The 15,642-nt window shown below is 71.9% G+C and carries 17 protein-coding genes; 10 read left to right on the plus strand and 7 right to left on the minus strand.

What is annotated here, in order from left to right:
- Together QQZ14_RS17375 and QQZ14_RS17380 are read right to left on the minus strand one after the other, a co-directional pair.
- A complete protein-coding gene (locus QQZ14_RS17375) occupies positions 1–594 on the minus strand; it encodes an FMN reductase (protein WP_284535642.1) in 594 nt (197 codons plus the stop codon).
- Positions 591–1,715 (minus strand): LLM class flavin-dependent oxidoreductase, encoded by a 1,125-nt coding sequence (locus QQZ14_RS17380; protein ID WP_284535643.1) that lies wholly within the window; start codon positions 1,713–1,715, stop codon positions 591–593. Before QQZ14_RS17380 ends, QQZ14_RS17375 begins: the two co-directional genes overlap by 4 nt.
- Positions 1,716–1,817: 102 nt before the next feature.
- Here QQZ14_RS17380 and QQZ14_RS17385 point away from each other — a divergent pair, with 102 nt between their 5' ends.
- Complete coding sequence (locus QQZ14_RS17385) at positions 1,818–2,402, plus strand: hypothetical protein (RefSeq protein ID WP_284535644.1); 585 nt, start codon at positions 1,818–1,820, stop codon at positions 2,400–2,402.
- Here the strand turns inward: QQZ14_RS17385 and QQZ14_RS17390 are convergent.
- From QQZ14_RS17390 to QQZ14_RS17400, 3 genes are all read right to left on the minus strand, one after another.
- Positions 2,380–3,021: a class F sortase gene (locus QQZ14_RS17390; protein ID WP_284535645.1), complete on the minus strand. Its 642-nt coding sequence runs from the start codon at positions 3,019–3,021 to the stop codon at positions 2,380–2,382. The genes QQZ14_RS17385 and QQZ14_RS17390 overlap by 23 nt on opposite strands.
- Positions 3,014–3,994: a hypothetical protein gene (locus QQZ14_RS17395; RefSeq protein ID WP_284535646.1), complete on the minus strand. Its 981-nt coding sequence runs from the start codon at positions 3,992–3,994 to the stop codon at positions 3,014–3,016. Before QQZ14_RS17395 ends, QQZ14_RS17390 begins: the two co-directional genes overlap by 8 nt.
- A gap of 116 nt (positions 3,995–4,110) precedes the next feature.
- Positions 4,111–5,229, minus strand: coding sequence for a PP2C family protein-serine/threonine phosphatase (locus QQZ14_RS17400; RefSeq protein ID WP_284535647.1), 1,119 nt, complete (start codon positions 5,227–5,229; stop codon positions 4,111–4,113).
- 77 nt (positions 5,230–5,306) lie between these two features.
- Here QQZ14_RS17400 and QQZ14_RS17405 point away from each other — a divergent pair, with 77 nt between their 5' ends.
- A complete protein-coding gene (locus tag QQZ14_RS17405; RefSeq protein WP_284535648.1) occupies positions 5,307–6,092 on the plus strand; it encodes a chitosanase in 786 nt (261 codons plus the stop codon).
- Here the strand turns inward: QQZ14_RS17405 and QQZ14_RS17410 are convergent.
- On the minus strand, positions 6,082–7,656 hold the full coding sequence (locus QQZ14_RS17410) for an amino acid permease (RefSeq protein ID WP_284535649.1): 1,575 nt from the start codon (positions 7,654–7,656) through the stop codon (positions 6,082–6,084). The genes QQZ14_RS17405 and QQZ14_RS17410 overlap by 11 nt on opposite strands.
- A gap of 159 nt (positions 7,657–7,815) precedes the next feature.
- Between QQZ14_RS17410 and QQZ14_RS17415 the strand changes: the two genes are divergently transcribed.
- From QQZ14_RS17415 to QQZ14_RS17445, 7 genes are all read left to right on the plus strand, one after another.
- Positions 7,816–8,550 carry a FadR/GntR family transcriptional regulator gene (locus QQZ14_RS17415; protein ID WP_284535650.1) on the plus strand — a complete coding sequence of 245 codons (735 nt, stop codon included), beginning with the start codon at positions 7,816–7,818 and terminating at the stop codon, positions 8,548–8,550.
- Between the two features lie 8 nt (positions 8,551–8,558).
- Positions 8,559–9,941: a glutamine synthetase family protein gene (locus tag QQZ14_RS17420; RefSeq protein WP_284535651.1), complete on the plus strand. Its 1,383-nt coding sequence runs from the start codon at positions 8,559–8,561 to the stop codon at positions 9,939–9,941.
- Positions 9,942–11,312: an aldehyde dehydrogenase family protein gene (locus QQZ14_RS17425; RefSeq protein ID WP_284535652.1), complete on the plus strand. Its 1,371-nt coding sequence runs from the start codon at positions 9,942–9,944 to the stop codon at positions 11,310–11,312.
- 112 nt (positions 11,313–11,424) lie between these two features.
- Positions 11,425–12,204: a 3-oxoacyl-ACP reductase gene (locus tag QQZ14_RS17430; protein WP_284535653.1), complete on the plus strand. Its 780-nt coding sequence runs from the start codon at positions 11,425–11,427 to the stop codon at positions 12,202–12,204.
- Between the two features lie 2 nt (positions 12,205–12,206).
- Positions 12,207–12,923, plus strand: a complete 717-nt coding sequence (locus QQZ14_RS17435; RefSeq protein WP_284535654.1) for a gamma-glutamyl-gamma-aminobutyrate hydrolase family protein — start codon at positions 12,207–12,209, stop codon at positions 12,921–12,923.
- Positions 12,920–13,585: a glycerophosphodiester phosphodiesterase gene (locus tag QQZ14_RS17440; protein WP_284535655.1), complete on the plus strand. Its 666-nt coding sequence runs from the start codon at positions 12,920–12,922 to the stop codon at positions 13,583–13,585. Before QQZ14_RS17435 ends, QQZ14_RS17440 begins: the two co-directional genes overlap by 4 nt.
- Complete coding sequence (locus QQZ14_RS17445; protein ID WP_284535656.1) at positions 13,582–14,553, plus strand: alpha/beta hydrolase; 972 nt, start codon at positions 13,582–13,584, stop codon at positions 14,551–14,553. The genes QQZ14_RS17440 and QQZ14_RS17445 overlap by 4 nt, the downstream gene beginning before the upstream one ends.
- Here the strand turns inward: QQZ14_RS17445 and QQZ14_RS17450 are convergent.
- Positions 14,532–15,227, minus strand: a complete 696-nt coding sequence (locus QQZ14_RS17450; protein WP_284535657.1) for a nitroreductase family protein — start codon at positions 15,225–15,227, stop codon at positions 14,532–14,534. The genes QQZ14_RS17445 and QQZ14_RS17450 overlap by 22 nt on opposite strands.
- 53 nt (positions 15,228–15,280) lie before the next feature.
- Between QQZ14_RS17450 and QQZ14_RS17455 the strand changes: the two genes are divergently transcribed.
- Entirely contained in the window at positions 15,281–15,637 is a 357-nt protein-coding gene (locus QQZ14_RS17455) for a DUF4267 domain-containing protein (RefSeq protein WP_284535658.1), read from the plus strand.
- The last annotated feature ends 5 nt before the right edge of the window (positions 15,638–15,642 follow it).

The raw sequence follows: 15,642 nt of genomic DNA on the forward strand, positions 1-15,642 counted from the left end.
TCAGGCGCCGCGGAGCAGGTCCTCGAACGGCGTCGGGTCGTCGAACCCGTCCTCTACGGAGCGAGCCCGCCGGCGCGGTGCGCCCATGAGCAGCGTGGCCAGCTCGCCGGCGGCGCGCCCGACCCGCGCCTCCAGGCCGGGCTCGCCGAAGTCCTCGCTCGCCGCGAACACCCCGGTCGGCACCACGGTCGCGTGGAGGTAGGTGAACAGCGGTCGCAGCGCGTGCTCGAGGACCAGGGAGTGCCGCGCGGTCCCGGCGGTCGCGCCGATCAGGACCGGCATCCCGCTGAGCAGGTCGGGCTCGAGCACGTCGAAGAACGTCTTGAACAGCCCGCTGTACGACGCCGAGAACACCGGCGTGACCGCGATCATCGCGTCGGCGTGGCGCACGAGCTCGACGGCCTCGGCCAGCTCACCGGAGGGGAAGCCGGTGAGCAGGTGGTCGGCGAGCGCGTGGGCGAGCGGTCGCAGCTCGACGACGTCGACCTCGACCGGCCCGTGCAGCGCGCCGACGGCGGCCCCGGCCAGCTGGTCGGCGAGGATCCGGGTCGATGAGGGCACGCTCATCCCGGCGCTGACCACGACGATCCTCATACCGAGACCCCCGTGACGTCGTCGACGGCGTGCAGCGTGGTGTCGTGCGGACCGCCGGCCGCGGCCACGAGCGAGCCGTGCGTCGGCGCCTCCGGCACGTGCGCCGGACGTCCCTCCGCGAAGCCCGCCCGCAGGTCGGGCAGGATCTCGCCCAGCAGGTCGAGCTGCTCGAGCACGGTCTGCAGGGGCAGCCCGGCGTGGTCGACGAGGAACAGCTGGCGCTGGTAGTCGCCGACGTACTCTCGGAAGCCGAGGGTGCGCTCGAGCACCTCCTGCGGCGACCCGACGGTCAGCGGGGTCTGCGAGGTGAAGTCCTCGAGGGAGGGCCCGTGGCCGTAGACGGGAGCGTTGTCGAAGTAGGGGCGGAACTCGCGGACCGCGTCCTGGCTGCTCTTGCGCATGAAGAACTGGCCGCCGAGCCCGACGATCGCCTGGTCGGCGGTGCCGTGGCCGTAGTGCTCGAAGCGGCGCCGGTAGAGCGCGACCATCTGGCGGGTGTGGGACGCGGGCCAGAAGATGTGGTTGGAGAAGAAGCCGTCGCCGTAGTACGCCGCCTGCTCCGCGATCTCGGGAGTGCGGATCGAGCCGTGCCAGACGAACGGCGGCACGCCGTCGAGGGGCCGGGGGGTCGCGGTGAAACCCTGCAGCGGGGTGCGGAACCTGCCCTCCCAGCTCACGACGTCCTCGCGCCAGAGCCGGTGCAGCAGCGCGTAGTTCTCGATCGCCAGGTTGACGCCCTCGCGGATGTCCTTGCCGAACCACGGGTAGACCGGGCCGGTGTTGCCGCGGCCGAGCATGAGGTCCATCCGGCCGTCGGTGAGGTGCTGGAGCGTGCCGTAGTCCTCGGCGATCCGCACCGGGTCCGTGGTGGTGATCAGCGTCGTCGACGTCGAGAGGATGATTCGCTCGGTCTGCGCCGCGATGTAGGCCATCGTCGTGGTGGGCGAGGACGCCACGAACGGCGGGTTGTGGTGCTGGCCGACCGCGACCACGTCCAGGCCGACGTCCTCGGCCTTCTTCGCGATCTCCACCTGCGCCTTGATGCGCTCGTGCTCGGACGGCGTGCGCCCGGTGGTGGGGTCGGTCGTCACGTCGCCGACGGAGAAGATCCCGAACTGCATGACCACTCGCTTCCTCGGAGCTGCCTTGGTTGAATGTCGAACTATCACATTCAACCGGGGCGGGGACGGGGCTATTCCTCCCCGCGCTGGCAGCATGCACGCGTGACGAACCGCCGCTGCCCCGCCTGGGTGCCCGTGCTCGTGCTGCTCCTGACCGTGGTCCAGCTCGCGGTCGCGGAGTGGGTGCCCGGCATCGACCGGTTCGCGGACAAGGCGTTCGGCGCGCGGTTGATCGCCTATCCGCTGCTGATGCTGCTCACGCCGGTCCTCTGGTGGCTGGCCATCCGCCGGACGACGCCGCGGCCCGCGCCGCTGTACGGCGCGTTCACGCTGGTGATGGTGCCGTTCCTGGTGGACGTGACCGGGAACAGCCTCGACCTCTACGACGCGATCGGGTGGTGGGACGACCTCAACCACTTCGCGAACTGGGCCCTGCTCCTGACCGGCATCGGGCTGATCGTCTGTCGTGACGTGCGTCCGCCGTGGGCCGTGGTCGTGCTCGTCGCCGGGCTCGGCGCCGTGCTGGCCATCGGGTGGGAGGTCGGTGAGTGGTTCACGTTCATCCGGCACGGCACCGAGATCGACACGGCCTACGAGGACACGCTGGGCGACGAGACGCTCGGCACCCTCGGGGCGCTGGTCGCCGGACTGGTCGTGGCGCGGGCTACCCGCGCGGTGTCGCGGTGACGACGACGTTGCTCAGGTAGCGCTCGCCGTCCCAGTCCTCGCAGGTGACCAGCACCAGACGCCCGGGCACCTCCTGGCTGAACAGCCGGGTCGCGTGGTCCGCGATCCGGCCCTTGCTGAAGACGCGGACGCGGCGTACGTCGTAGCGCAGCGACCCGCGATCGGTGCGCACCACGACCAGGTCACCCGGCTCGAGGTCCTCGAGGTGGTCCAGCGCTCCGCCTCCGGTGTGCACGGTGTGGCCGGCCACGAGGGCGCTGCCCCGGGAGGCGCCCGGCTGGGCGCCGTCGGCCCACCACCCGAGTCGCTGCGGGTCGCTCGGCGGGACGAGCGTGCGCCCCGGGGCGCGCACCGGCAGCACCGGGGCGTCCACGTGTAGGGCCGGGATGCGGACTCGCTCGGGGTCACCCGGCTCGCGTGGCGCGCGGACGGGCCTCGCCGTCGACCCGGTCTCCGGGGACGCGCTGGGAGGGCCGGCCGGGTCGGCGGTCATGGCCTGCGTGCCACTGGTCTGCACCCACCACAGCACCGCGCCGACCGCGATCAGCGCGGCGCCCGCCGCCGCCACCCAGCCGGGGTGGCGGCCGGTGGACGCCCTCTGCGTCCCTCCGTCAGGCACGCGACCGGTTGCGCAGGACGATGCCGACCCCGGCCAGCACCAGGGCGAACGAGACCAGGGTCATCGGGAGCGGCGAGCGTGCCCACCCGGGCAGCGCCCCGTCGCCGGCGTCGACCGCGGTCGGCACCGCGGCGCTGGCCGCGACGTCGGCGGTGTCGCCGGTGGTCACATCGGCGGAGTCCGCCGTGTACGTCTCACCCAGGACTCCCTGGTCGGCGGACGAGTGGACACCCCGGGCGCCGTTGGAGACGCCGCCGACGCCGGCGGCCGTCCCGCCGGCGGCACTCGGGCTCGGGGCGGCGCAGGGCTCGACCCAGAAGACCCTCGACTTCGTGTCGTTGCCCAGCGAGTGCGGCGTCGCCACGGTCAGCTTCACGTGGTAGCCCTGCTGCGGGTGCGGCTCTCCCTGGAACGTCACGGTGTAGGCCTGTCGACCGTCGAGGTCGGTGCCGCCGCCGGCGGCATCCCCGCCGACGAACACCTGGGCGGGAGCGGTCCCGCCCAGGACGACGTCCGAGGTCGGCGCCTGCGGCGCGAACGTGACGGTGGAGACGACGTCGGCTCCCTCGTCGAAGCCGAACCACGCGACGAGGAACGTGCATCCGGGCTGCGGGTTGTTGCTCGGGTGGCCGACCGCATCGCCGGGCCCGGCGATCTTGACCGTGCCGTTGTTGCCGGCCGGGTCGCCGTGGCCGCTCTTGGGGCCCTGGGCGCCCTGGTGCCCGTGGCCGGCCTGCTGCCCGGGCGCGTGGGTGTGTCCGTGGTGGCGGCCGTGGTTGCGCGTGGCCCGGTCCTTGGTCTTGTCCTTCTGCCGGCCGGGCGCCTGGTGCTCGTCCGTGGTCTGACCGAGGTGCTGCCCCTGGTCCGTGTGGTCGGACGTGGGGTCCGCGGCGGCAGCGCCTCCGAACGACCAGGTACCGAGAATGCCGACGGTGACGAGCGCGAGGGCGCGCAAACGTACCGAGTTCCCCATGAACTGCTCCGATGTCCAGGCCGCGATGAGCGGCGATCAGTCCCCAACGACCCGGAGGTTGCCTGTGGGTTACCCGCCGGAAACCTAGGACCCAAGTGGTCTAGACCGGTTGTGGGTCACACCCGAGCGAGGATCAGCACCGCGCGGTCGTCGTCGCCGCGGGCGACCCGGCGCACGATCCGCCTGGCCGCACCGTCGAACCCGTCGGCCACCGCGTCGCGGGCGGTCCGCTGCAGCCAGGCGATCCCCTGGTCGAGGTCTGAGCCGCGCGACTCGACCACGCCGTCGGTGTAGAACAGCAGCGCCTCTCCGGGCGCCAGCACGCCCGTGCTCGCCACCAGCTCGGGACGGCGGGTGATGCCGAGGGCGGTCCCGCGCGCGTTGTCGATGACCCACTCGTTCTGCGCCCCGCACCAGCGGAGCGCGGGCGGGTGGCCCGCGCTGACGATCGAGTAGCCACCGCCCTCCAGGTCGACCAGGACGTGCACCGCGGTGGCGAACGACTCGTCGGAGAACTGGCGCAGCAGGAACCCGTTGGCCGCCTCGAGAAGGGCGATGGGGGGCAGTGAGCCGATCAGCCCCCCGAGCGCACCGGCGAACTGCAGAGCCTCCGTGGCCGCGGCGACCCCCTTGCCGCAGACGTCCACCAGGATCATCTCCAGGTGGCGGGCGTCGTCGTCGAGGTCGGCGACCAGGAAGTCGCCGGCGTACCCCGCGCCGTGGGCCGCGAGCATGGCCGACTGCGAGGTCCACCCGGCCGGCAGCGGCGGCACCTTGCCCTGAGCCTGGAGCCGGTCGCGCAGGTCGGCCAGCATCGCCTCGCCCAGGGATCCGGGCAGTCCGCTGCGCTGTCGACTCGACTGCAGGAGGAGCAGCATCGCGGCGACCACCATCGTCGCGAGCGCACTGAGCCGGACGCCGGACACCGGACCCTCGTGCAGGACCGCCCCGAAGGCGGCCGCCAGCGTGCACCCGGTCAGCACGAGCATCGGCACGAACCGGAGCAGCAGCATGCCGAGCAGGAGCCAGACGAAGTACGCCGTGAGCGGCATCAGCTCGTAGTGGTTGAGCGAGATGCCCAGCGAGACGACGACCCCGGCGAGGAGCACCGCGAGCGCGAGGGCCTGGCTGGACCGGCTGCCGGTGCGCCAGGCGGCCACCCGCTCGTTGACGCGCTCGTTGACGAAGCCCGCCGCTCGACGGACGGCGCCCGAGACCCCTGCCGCTCCTGCCACCACGCGAGCCTAGCGAGCGCGGCGGGCGCCGGAGCCCTCTCGTTCAGTTATCCACAGGACGACCTAGCCTCGGGTCCATGAGATGGCTCGGACTCGTCCTCGTCGTGGTCCTGCTGCAGGGAGCGCCCGCGTCGGCGGGCGCGCCCACGGGCCTGGACCGGCCGGATCGCAAGGAGATCGCGATGCAGCTGGTGTCCAGCGCCGAGAACTCCTCGCTGGAGTGGCGCCGGCAGTTCCGCTACCTCGAGGACATCGGCGACGGGCGTGGCTACACCGGCGGGATCATCGGCTTCTGCTCGGGCACCGGCGACCTGCTCGAGCTCGTCGATCGCTACACCCATGACCACCCGAGCAACCCGTTGGCGCGCTTCCTCCCCGCGCTGCGCCGCGTCGACGGCACCGACTCGCACGAGGGGCTCGGCCGCCCGTTCGTCCGGGCCTGGCACCGTGCGGCCCGGGCCGCCGGGTTTCGGCAGGCCCAGGAGGCGGAGCGCGACCGCGTCTACTTCGACCCGGCGGTGCGGCGTGCCAGGTGGGACGGCCTGCGCACACTGGGGCAGTTCGTCTACTACGACGCCATCGTCGTGCACGGGCCCGGCGCCGACGCGCTGAGCTTCGGCGGCATCCGCCGCGCGGCCATGCGGCACGCGGACACCCCGGCGGAGGGTGGGTCGGAGGCCCGCTACCTCGAGGCATTCCTGGCGGCCCGGAAGCGGGTGATGCGCACCGAGGAGGCGCACGAGGACACCTCGCGGATCGACACCGCGCAGCGCCGGTTCCTGCGCGAGCGCAACCTCGGTCTCCGGCCGCCGCTGACCTGGCACGTGTACGGCGACCGGTTCCACATCCCGGCTACGGCGTGAAGTCCTCGGGCGGCAGCTCGGCCTCGAGCTCCACGCCGCCATAGTGCTCGACGCTCGGGTCGCGGTGCAGGCCGCCGCTCATGGCGTACTCCTCCTCCGGCGACAGCACGAGGTAGTGGCGCCCGAAGATCGCGAAGCCGCCGAGTGCGATGACGTAGAGGACCGCGATGCCGAGGATGGCCGTGCGCGCGTCGTCGTTGTAGAACAGCCCGACGAACGTGATCGCCGCGATCAGCCCGGCGACGGCAGCGCCGGCGACACCCGCGGGACTGCGGTACGGACGCTCGGCGTTGGGGAACTTCCGCCGCAGCAGGACGAACGCCACCATCTGCAGGATGTAGGCCAGCACGGCCCCCCAGACGGCCACGTTGAGGACGATGGCGTTGGCCTTCTCCCCGATGGTGTCGGTGTTCTTCGCGAGGTAGTCGACCACCACGAGCACCACGAACCCGAAGGCGGCGCCCGCGACCAGCGCGACGTACGGCGTCTTGCGGGTCCCGGTGACCGACAGGAACTTCGGGTAGTAGCCGGCCCGTGACAGCGAGTACATGTTGCGCCCGTAGGCGAACATGATCCCCTGCAGGCTCGCGAGCAGGCCGATCAGCGCGAAGATCGAGAGCACCGCTGCCCAGTCGTCGGACATGAACGCCCGGAAGCCGTCCAGGAGCGGCTCGTCCGACCCGCCGAGCTCGGACGCGCCCGTCACCGCCGGGTTCAGGAAGAAGACCAGGGCTGCGCAGCCCACGAGCGTGATCATCCCGATGATCCCGGCCCGCGGGATGTCCTTGGCGGGGTCGTGCGCCTCCTCGGCCGCGAGCGGCAGTTCCTCGATGCCGAGGAAGAACCACATCGCGAACGGCAGCGCGTAGAGCACGCCCTCCCAGCCGAACGGCATGAAGGTGCCGTTGCCGCCCTCGGGCGCGATGTTGTCGAGCTGGCCGAAGTCGACCGCGCCGTTCGCGATCGCGAGGACGGCGAACAGGACGAGGATGCCGATGGAGATGACCGCGACCGCGATCGCGAACTTGAAGGAGATCTCCGCACCCGAGGCGTTCAGCGCCACGAACGCCGTGTAGAGCACCAGCCACCAGAGCCACATGTGGTCGCTCAGGTCGAGACCGAAGAGCTCGTCGGTGGCGGCGTTGGCGTATCCGGCCGAGAACAGGACGATCACGCCGGTGGTGAAGACGTACTCGATCGTCTCGGCGAGACCGGTGATGAAGCCTCCCCACGGACCCATCGACGCACGGGCGAAGGAGTAGGCCCCGCCGGTGTGCGGCATCGCCGCCGACATCTCGCCGATCGAGAACAGCATCCCGAAGTACATGGCGACGATCGCGACGGTGGCGATCAGCAGGCCGCCCCAGCCGGCCTCTCCGATGCCGAGGTTCCAGCCGGAGAAGTCGCCGGAGATGACCGCGGCCACCCCGATCCCCCAGAGGCCCCAGAAGCCGGCGGAGCGTTGGAGCTGGCGCTTCTCGAAGTAGCCCTCGCCCGCGTGGGCGTAGGTGACGCCGCGCAGTCGCGGCGGTGCGCTCTTGGTGCCCTTCACGTCGTCGGTCACGGTAGGTCCTCTCGCGAGCTGGTCCGAGGTGGGCTGATCGTGCGAATGTGAACGGACGCTAGACCCGGCCGGATCCGGGTGTAAATGCTTGCTCGTAAAATTGGTATGAACTCAGACCATTGATTGACAGGCCCATCCCGGCCGTCGAAGGTTGAGCCCGTGACCGCCTCCCCTGACGATCGGCTTCCCGAGGCGGTGCTGCGTCCGGTACGTGGTCACCACGCCTTCGAAGCGTGCGTCGGGCAGCTGGCGACCGCGATCCGGCTGGGCGTCTACCCGCTCGGCACCACGCTGCCGGCGGAGCGCGTGCTGGCCGAGCGCCTGGGCGTGTCGCGCGCGACCCTGCGCGAGGCGATGGCCGCGCTGCGAGAGGCCGGGCTCGTCGAGACCACGCGCGGCAGAGGCGGCGGGACCGTCGTCACCCTCAAGCCGCGGCTGCCCAGCGCCCGCAAGGCGGCTCGGCTCGGCCCGGCCCAGCGTCTCGACTGGTTCGACGCCCTGGAGTACCGCCGCATCGTCGAGCCGGGCGCCGCCTACCTGGCCGCCCAGACCGACCTGGACGAGGGCAGGCGCGAGCAGCTGGAGACCGCGTTGCGCGAGGTCACCGAGGCGCGCAGGCCGGCCGCCCACCGCCAGGCCGACTCCCGGTTCCACCTGACGGTCGCGTCATTGGCCGAGTCGCCCCGCGTGATCGAGGCCGTCACCTCGGTGCAGTCCACGCTGCACGAGATGCTGCTGGCGATCCCGGTCCTCGACACCAACATCGCCCACTCCGACCGCCAGCACGCGGCGCTGGTCAAGGCGATCCTCGCCGGCGACGTCGAGCGCGCGCGCCGGGTCATGGAAGAGCACTGCGACGACACGGCCGCGCTGCTGCGCGGGCTCGTGGGATAGGGGACAGCATGGCCCAGGCCGAGCGCGAGCTCCGCAACAGCCGGCACCTGACGATGCACCAGCTCGTCGACCGCATCGAGAGCGGTGTGATCGACACCGTCGTCGTCGCGATCACCGACATGCAGGGCCGCCTCCAGGGCAAGCGGCTGCACGGCCGCTACTTCATCGACCACGTCGCCAAGCACGGCACCGAGGGCTGCAACTACCTGCTCGCCGTCGACGTCGACATGAACACCGTCGACGGCTACGCCATGTCCTCGTGGGAGAAGGGCTACGGCGACATGGAGTTCCGCCTCGACGAGCGCACGATCCGGGTGCTCACCCACCTGCCGGCCACCGCGATGATCCAGTGCGACCTCGAGTGGTCCGACCACTCCCCCGTGACCCAGTCGCCGCGCGGCATCCTGCGCCGCCAGCTCGACAGGTGCGCGGCCCAGGGATGGACCGCTCTCGCCGGCACCGAGCTGGAGTTCATCGCGTTCGACACGACGTACGAGCAGGCGCACGCGGACGGCTACCGCGACCTGACGCCCGTCAACCAGTACAACGTCGACTACTCCATCCTCGGCACCAGCCGGATCGAGCCGCTGCTGCGGGCACTGCGCAACCACATGTACGCCGCGGGTCTCGACGTCGAGGGCGCGAAGGGCGAGTGCAACTTCGGCCAGCACGAGGTCGGCTTCCTCTACGCCGACGCGCTCACCACCGCCGACAACCACGCGGTCTACAAGACCGCCGCCAAGGAGATCGCAGCCCAGCAGGGCAAGGCGATCACGTTCATGGCGAAGTACGACCACCGCGAGGGAAGCTCCTGCCACATCCACCTCTCGCTGCGCGGCACCGACGGGTCACTGGTCTTCTGGGATGAGGAGACCGGCACCCGCACCCCGCTCTACGACCAGTTCATCGCCGGCGTGCTCGCCACCATCCCCGACTTCACGCTGCTCTACGCGCCGAACATCAACTCCTACAAGCGCTTCGCGGACGGGTCGTTCGCGCCCACGACGATCGGCTGGGGCCTGGACAACCGCACCTGCGCGGTCCGGCTCGTGGGCCACGGACCGAGCGCCCGGATGGAGAACCGGCTCCCGGGAGCGGACGTGAACCCCTACCTCGCGCTGGCCGCCATGGTCGCCGGTGGCCTGCATGGCATCGAGCACGAGCTGCCCCTCGAGGAGGAGCTCGTGGGCAACGCCTACACGTCCGGCCGACCGCACGTGCCACGCACCATGGCCGCCGCCCGGGACCGGTTCGCGGGCTCCGAGATCGCCCGTGCCGCCCTGGGTGACGACGTCGTGGACCACTACGTCAACATGGCCGACGTGGAGCTCGCGGCGTACGCCGCTGCCGTGACCGACTGGGAGCTCCGCCGCGGATTCGAGAGGCTGTAAGTGAGCGCTGAGACCTACACCGTCATCAACCCCGCCACCGCTGCGCCCGTCACCGACGTGCACCTGGCCTCGGTCGCCGAGACCGACACCGCCATCGAGGGCGCACACGGCGCCTTCCCCGCGTGGAAGGCGATGCCGCCCGGTGAGCGCGCGACGCTGCTGCGCCGCTTCGCCGCCGTGGTCGACGCCCACGTCGAGGAGCTCGCGGAGCTCGAGGTCCGCAATGCCGGTCACACGTGGGGCAACGCGCGCTGGGAGGCGGGCAACGTCCGCGACTGCCTGAACTACTACGCCGGGGCGCCCGAGCGGCTCTTCGGCCGGCAGATCCCGGTGCCCGGCGGCGTCGACGTGACGTTCCGTGAGCCGCTGGGCGTCGTCGGCGTCATCGTGCCCTGGAACTTCCCGATGCCGATCGCCGGCTGGGGGTTCGCCCCGGCCCTGGCCGCCGGGAACACCGTGGTGCTCAAGCCCGCGGAGCTGACGCCGCTCACCGCGATCCGGCTCGGCGAGCTGGCGCTGGAGGCCGGTCTGTCCGAGCACGTGCTGACCGTGATCCCCGGCAAGGGCTCGGTCGTCGGCGAGCGGTTCGTGACCCACCCGCTGGTGCGCAAGGTCTGCTTCACCGGGTCGACCGAGGTCGGCAAGCGGATCATGGCCGGCTGCGCCGACCAGGTGAAGCGGGTGACGCTCGAGCTGGGTGGCAAGAGCTCCAACATCGTGTTCGCCGACGCCGACATCGATGCCGCGGCCGCGAGCGCGCCGTACGCCGTCTTCGACAACGCCGGCCAGGACTGCTGCGCGCGGTCCCGGATCCTCGTGGAGCGCTCGGTGTACGACGAGTTCCTCGCCAAGCTGCAGCCGGCGGTCGAGGGGCTCCGCGTGCTCGACCCCGGCGACGAGTCCAGCGAGATGGGCCCGCTGATCTCCGCGCACCAGCGGGCCACGGTCACCGGCTACCTCGACGAGGTCGAGGTGGTGTTCGCGGGCTCGACGCCCGGCGGCTCGGTGTCGGAGGGGTTCTGGGTGCCGCCGTCGGTGGTGACCGTGGACGACCCCGCGACCCGGATCTGGCGCGAGGAGGTGTTCGGGCCGGTCGTCGCGGTAATGCCGTTCGACGACGAGGCGGACGCGGTCGCCAAGGCCAACGACACCGAGTACGGCCTGTCCGGCTCGATCTTCACCCGCGACCTCGGCCGCGGGCTGCGCGTGGCCCGCGGTGTCGAAGCGGGCAACCTCAGCGTGAACTCGCACTCCTCGGTGCGCTACTGGACGCCGTTCGGCGGCTACAAGCAGTCCGGCCTCGGCCGGGAGCTCGGCCCGGACGCCCCGATGGCGTTCACCGAGGAGAAGAACGTCTTCATCAGTCACTAGGAGGATGGTGGTTTCGAGGCTCGCTTCGCTCGCACCTCGACCACCGTCACGGTGGTCGAGGTGCGAAGGCCGCCAGGCCTGAGCCTCGCAACCACCCCGACAAGGAGAGAACATGGCAGGACGCATCCAGGACCGGGTCGCGGTCGTCACCGGCGGCTGCTCGGGCATCGGCCTGGCGACCGTCCAGCGGTTCGTCGAGGAGGGCGCGAAGGTCGTCATCGGCGACATCGACGACGCCCGCGGGGCGGAGCTGGTCGCGGAGCTCGGTGGCGCCGAGGTGGCGACCTACGTCCACGTCGACGTCACGGACAAGGAGCAGGTCGACGCGCTGTTCCAAACCGCGAAGGACACCTACGGCTCCGTGGACATCGCGTTCAACAACGCCGGCATCAGCCCGCCCGAGGACGACTCGATCCTCGACACGGACCTGGACGCGTGGCGCCGGGTGCAGGAGGTCAACCTCACCAGCGTGTACCTGTGCTGCAAGGCCGCACTCCCCCACATGCTCGAGCAGGGCAGGGGCTCGATCATCAACACCGCGTCGTTCGTGGCGGTGATGGGCGCGGCTACCTCGCAGATCTCCTACTCCGCCTCCAAGGGCGGCGTGCTCTCGATGACCCGCGAGCTCGGGGTCCAGTTCGCCCGCCAGGGCGTGCGGGTCAACGCGCTGTGTCCGGGGCCGGTCAACACCCCGCTGCTGCAGGAGCTGTTCGCCAAGGACGAGGAGCGGGCCGCCCGCCGGCTCGTGCACGTGCCGATGGGCCGCTTCGGCGAGCCGGAGGAGATGGCGGCCGCCGTGCTGTTCCTCGCCTCGGACGACTCGTCGTTCATGACCGCCAGCACCTTCCTGGTCGACGGTGGCATCTCCGGCGCCTACGTCACCCCGCTGTAGCCGTGGTCGCACCCGTCATCGGGCTCACCACCTACCGCGAGGACGCGGCCTGGGGGGTGTGGCAGCAGCGCGCCGACCTGCTGCCGACGCAGTACGCCGCCGCGGTCGAGGAGACCGGCGGCGTACCCCTGCTGCTGCCGCCAGTCGGCCGCCCGGGCGCCGCGGACATCGTCGTCGCCCGGCTCGACGCGCTGGTGATCAGCGGGGGTGCCGACGTCGACCCGACCCGCTACGGAGCCGACCCGCACCCTCGGACGGCCGGCTGGCGACCCGACCGGGACTCCTGGGAGCACGCCCTGCTCGACGCCGCGGACGCGTGCGGGTTGCCGGTGCTCGGCGTCTGCCGCGGGATGCAGGTCCTCGCCGTGCACGGCGGCGGCACCCTCCAGCAGCACGTGCCGGACCTCGTCGGCCACGACGGCCACAGCCCCGGAGGAGACGAGTTCGGGATCGTCGAGGTCGCCACCACCCCCGGGACCCGGGTCTCCGGCCTCGTCGGGGATCATCTGACCGTGAGCTGCCACCACCACCAGTCGGTGCTCGAGCATCCCGGCCTCGTCGCCGCCGCCCACGCGGGCGACGGGACGCTGGAGGCGATCGAGTGGCCCGGCGAGCGGTTCGTCGTCGGGGTGCAGTGGCACCCGGAGACCGCGTCCGACGTGGGGCTGCTCGCGGGCCTGGTGCGCGCCGCGGCGTCGTACGCCGAAGGCCGCGGATGACGCTGATCAGCGCGCACCGCTGCCTGACCGCGGCGGAGATCGAGCACGCGATCGCCCTCGGCGCCGACTACGTCGAGTTCGACGTGCAGCGCATCGCGGACGGCTCGCTGATGCTCCTCCACGACCTGGTCGACGACCCGCCGCCGGCCACGCTCGGCTACGCCGAGGCCCTGGACCTGCTCGCCGGCCGGGCGCGCGCCCACCTCGACCTCAAGCTGCGCGGGGGCGAGATCCCGCTCGTCGCGGAGGCGATCGAGCGGCTCGGCACCGACCGCCTGCTCGTGACGACCGGCCACGACGACGCGGTGCGGGCGCTGCGCAGGTGGGCGCGCCGCGAGGGCCACGAGCTGCAGGTGGGCCTCTCCCTGGGCCGTGGTGTGAAGGGCTTCTCGCTGTGGCACGCCCTGCGGGTGCGCACCTCCGAGCTGTTCCCGGGGGTGCGCTACCGGAGCACCGGTGCGAACGTCGTGGTCGCACACCACTGGCTTGCCCGGCTCCGGGTGCGGCGCTTCGCCGACCAGCACGAGCTGCCGCTGCTGGTGTGGACGGTCGACACCCCGCGCTCGCTCGCGTACTGGATCCGCCCGGGCCGGGCGTGGCTGGTGACCACCAACCAACCGGAGCTCGCCCTGCGGCTGAGGGCTGACAGACTCGGCACATGACCAGCGGTGCCTTCGACGAGCTGCTGCCCGACGTGCTCGGCGAGCCGTACCTCGCCGAGACCATCAACCTGCCGCCCGACGAGGAGGGCCCGGTCGTCGCGACGCTCGTCGTACGCCGTGCGGCACAGCCGACCGGCCGCGCCGTGCTGCACGTGCACGGCTTCGCGGACTACTTCTTCCAGACCCAGTACGCCGAGTGGTGGAACGAGCGCGGCTACGACTTCTACGCGATCGACCTGCGCAAGTACGGCCGGTCGATCCGGCCGCACCAGACCCCCACCTACGTCACCGACCTGCGCGACTACTTCGCCGACCTCGACGCCGCCCGGCACCGGATCGTCGAGCGCGACCGCCACGACCAGCTCGTGATCAGTGCCCACTCCACCGGCGGGCTGATCGTGGCGCTGTGGGCCGACGCCCGCAGGCCGCCGCTGGCCGGCATGGTGCTGAACTCGCCGTGGCTCGACATGCAGGGCGGCATGATGCTCCGCACCATCGGCACCCAGATCGTCATGCGGGTCGGGGCGCGGTCACCGAAGCGGGTCGTGCCGCGCAGGGTCGAGGGCTTCTACGCGCGCAGCCTGCACATCGACCACGAGGGCGAGTGGGACTTCAACACCGAGTGGAAGCCGCTCGACCCGTGGCCGGTCTACTTCGGGTGGCTGCGGGCGATCCGCATCGGTCACGGCCAGCTCCACCGGGGCCTCGACGTGGGCTGCCCGGTGCTGGTGCTCTCCTCGGGCGGCACGCACTGGCCCAAGGAGATGGGGCCGGACGTGCACAACTTCGACACGGTCCTCGAGGTGCCCCAGATCCGGCGCTGGGCGGTCGCGCTCGGCCGCCACGTGACCTACGTGGCCATCGAGGGCGCCCGGCACGACGTCGTCCTGTCGCTCCCCGAGCCGAGGGAGGCGGCGTACTCCGCCCTCGAGCGCTGGGCGAGGGCCTACCTCACCGACGAGTCCTGACCCGGCGAGCTGGCCGCGAGCGGCGGTCCGTCGAAGGTCTCCCACGTCGCCAGCTCCTCCACCGACCGCCGGCGCAGGCGGGTGACCTCGCGGACCGGCTTGCCCAGCGGCACGACCGCGGCGAGCGCGAACCGGTCGGGGACGTGCAGCAGCTCGCGTACCGCGGGCTCCTCCGCAACGGCCATGGTGGTGATCGTGCCGCCGTAGCCCTCGTTGCGGGCGGCGAGCAGGAGGTTCCACACCAGCGGGTAGACCGACGCACCGGCGACGAGCCCGATCCGGTCCAGGTCCTGGTCGGTGGCGGCCACGAGCCCGAGGTCGACCCAGACCACCAGCACGACCGCCGCGGTGAGCAGCGGCCTGGTGAACGGCTCGGGCACCGCGGTCGCCGCGATCTCCTCGGCCGAGGGTGACGGCGGCTCGAGCGGGTTCCACGGGCTCTGCCCGGCCTTGGCCTGCGCGACGTAACGGCGGACGGCGGGCTCGTTGAGCGCGGCCAGCCGGCGCCGGGTGCCCTGGTCGCGGACCACGACGATCCGGGTCCCCTGCCGGTTGCCGCCGCTCGGAGCGAACCGGGCGTGGTCGAGGATCCGGTGCAGGACGTCCTCGGGCAGCGGGGCGTCGGTGAACTCCCGGACGGCGGGGGTGGTCCGCATGACGTCGTACAGGTCCATACGTCGAGCCTGTCACGCGAACCGGTCGCCGGGCGACCGATAGCGTGCGGCCCATGAACCCTGTGATCGGACTGTCCCTCGGCCGGGTCGCGGTCGGCTCGGTGGCGCTCGCCAACCCCGACCTCGCGGCGAAGCTGTTCCAGCTCGACCCGGCGACCAACCCCCAGCTGCCGTACCTCACCCGCCTGTTCGGGTCCCGCGAGATCGCGCTCGGGCTGATCACGCTCCTGGCGCGCGACAAGACCCGCCGCAACGTCGTCCTCGCCGGCATCCTGGTCGACGCCGCCGACGCGGCCACCGGCTACCTCGCCATGCAGGAGGGCACGGTCTCCAAGAAGACCGCCTTCACGCTGATCGGGCCCGCGGTCGGTGCGATCGGCTCTGGCGTCTCCAGCCTGTTCCGCCGCTGACGCGA

The sequence above is a fragment of the Nocardioides sp. T2.26MG-1 genome (assembly GCF_950101795.1).
GTDB lineage: Bacteria > Actinomycetota > Actinomycetes > Propionibacteriales > Nocardioidaceae > Nocardioides.

Bases quoted from the DNA above. Each gene is read 5' to 3' on its own strand.
- QQZ14_RS17375 (WP_284535642.1), bottom strand. From the start codon at position 594: ATGAGGATCGTCGTGGTCAGCGCCGGGATGAGCGTGCCCTCATCGACC.
- QQZ14_RS17380 (WP_284535643.1), bottom strand. From the start codon at position 1,715: ATGCAGTTCGGGATCTTCTCCGTCGGCGACGTGACGACCGACCCCACC.
- QQZ14_RS17395 (WP_284535646.1), bottom strand. From the start codon at position 3,994: ATGGGGAACTCGGTACGTTTGCGCGCCCTCGCGCTCGTCACCGTCGGC.
- QQZ14_RS17405 (WP_284535648.1), top strand. From the start codon at position 5,307: ATGAGATGGCTCGGACTCGTCCTCGTCGTGGTCCTGCTGCAGGGAGCG.
- QQZ14_RS17420 (WP_284535651.1), top strand. From the start codon at position 8,559: ATGGCCCAGGCCGAGCGCGAGCTCCGCAACAGCCGGCACCTGACGATG.
- QQZ14_RS17430 (WP_284535653.1), top strand. From the start codon at position 11,425: ATGGCAGGACGCATCCAGGACCGGGTCGCGGTCGTCACCGGCGGCTGC.
- QQZ14_RS17440 (WP_284535655.1), top strand. From the start codon at position 12,920: ATGACGCTGATCAGCGCGCACCGCTGCCTGACCGCGGCGGAGATCGAG.
- QQZ14_RS17445 (WP_284535656.1), top strand. From the start codon at position 13,582: ATGACCAGCGGTGCCTTCGACGAGCTGCTGCCCGACGTGCTCGGCGAG.
- QQZ14_RS17450 (WP_284535657.1), bottom strand. From the start codon at position 15,227: ATGGACCTGTACGACGTCATGCGGACCACCCCCGCCGTCCGGGAGTTC.
- QQZ14_RS17455 (WP_284535658.1), top strand. From the start codon at position 15,281: ATGAACCCTGTGATCGGACTGTCCCTCGGCCGGGTCGCGGTCGGCTCG.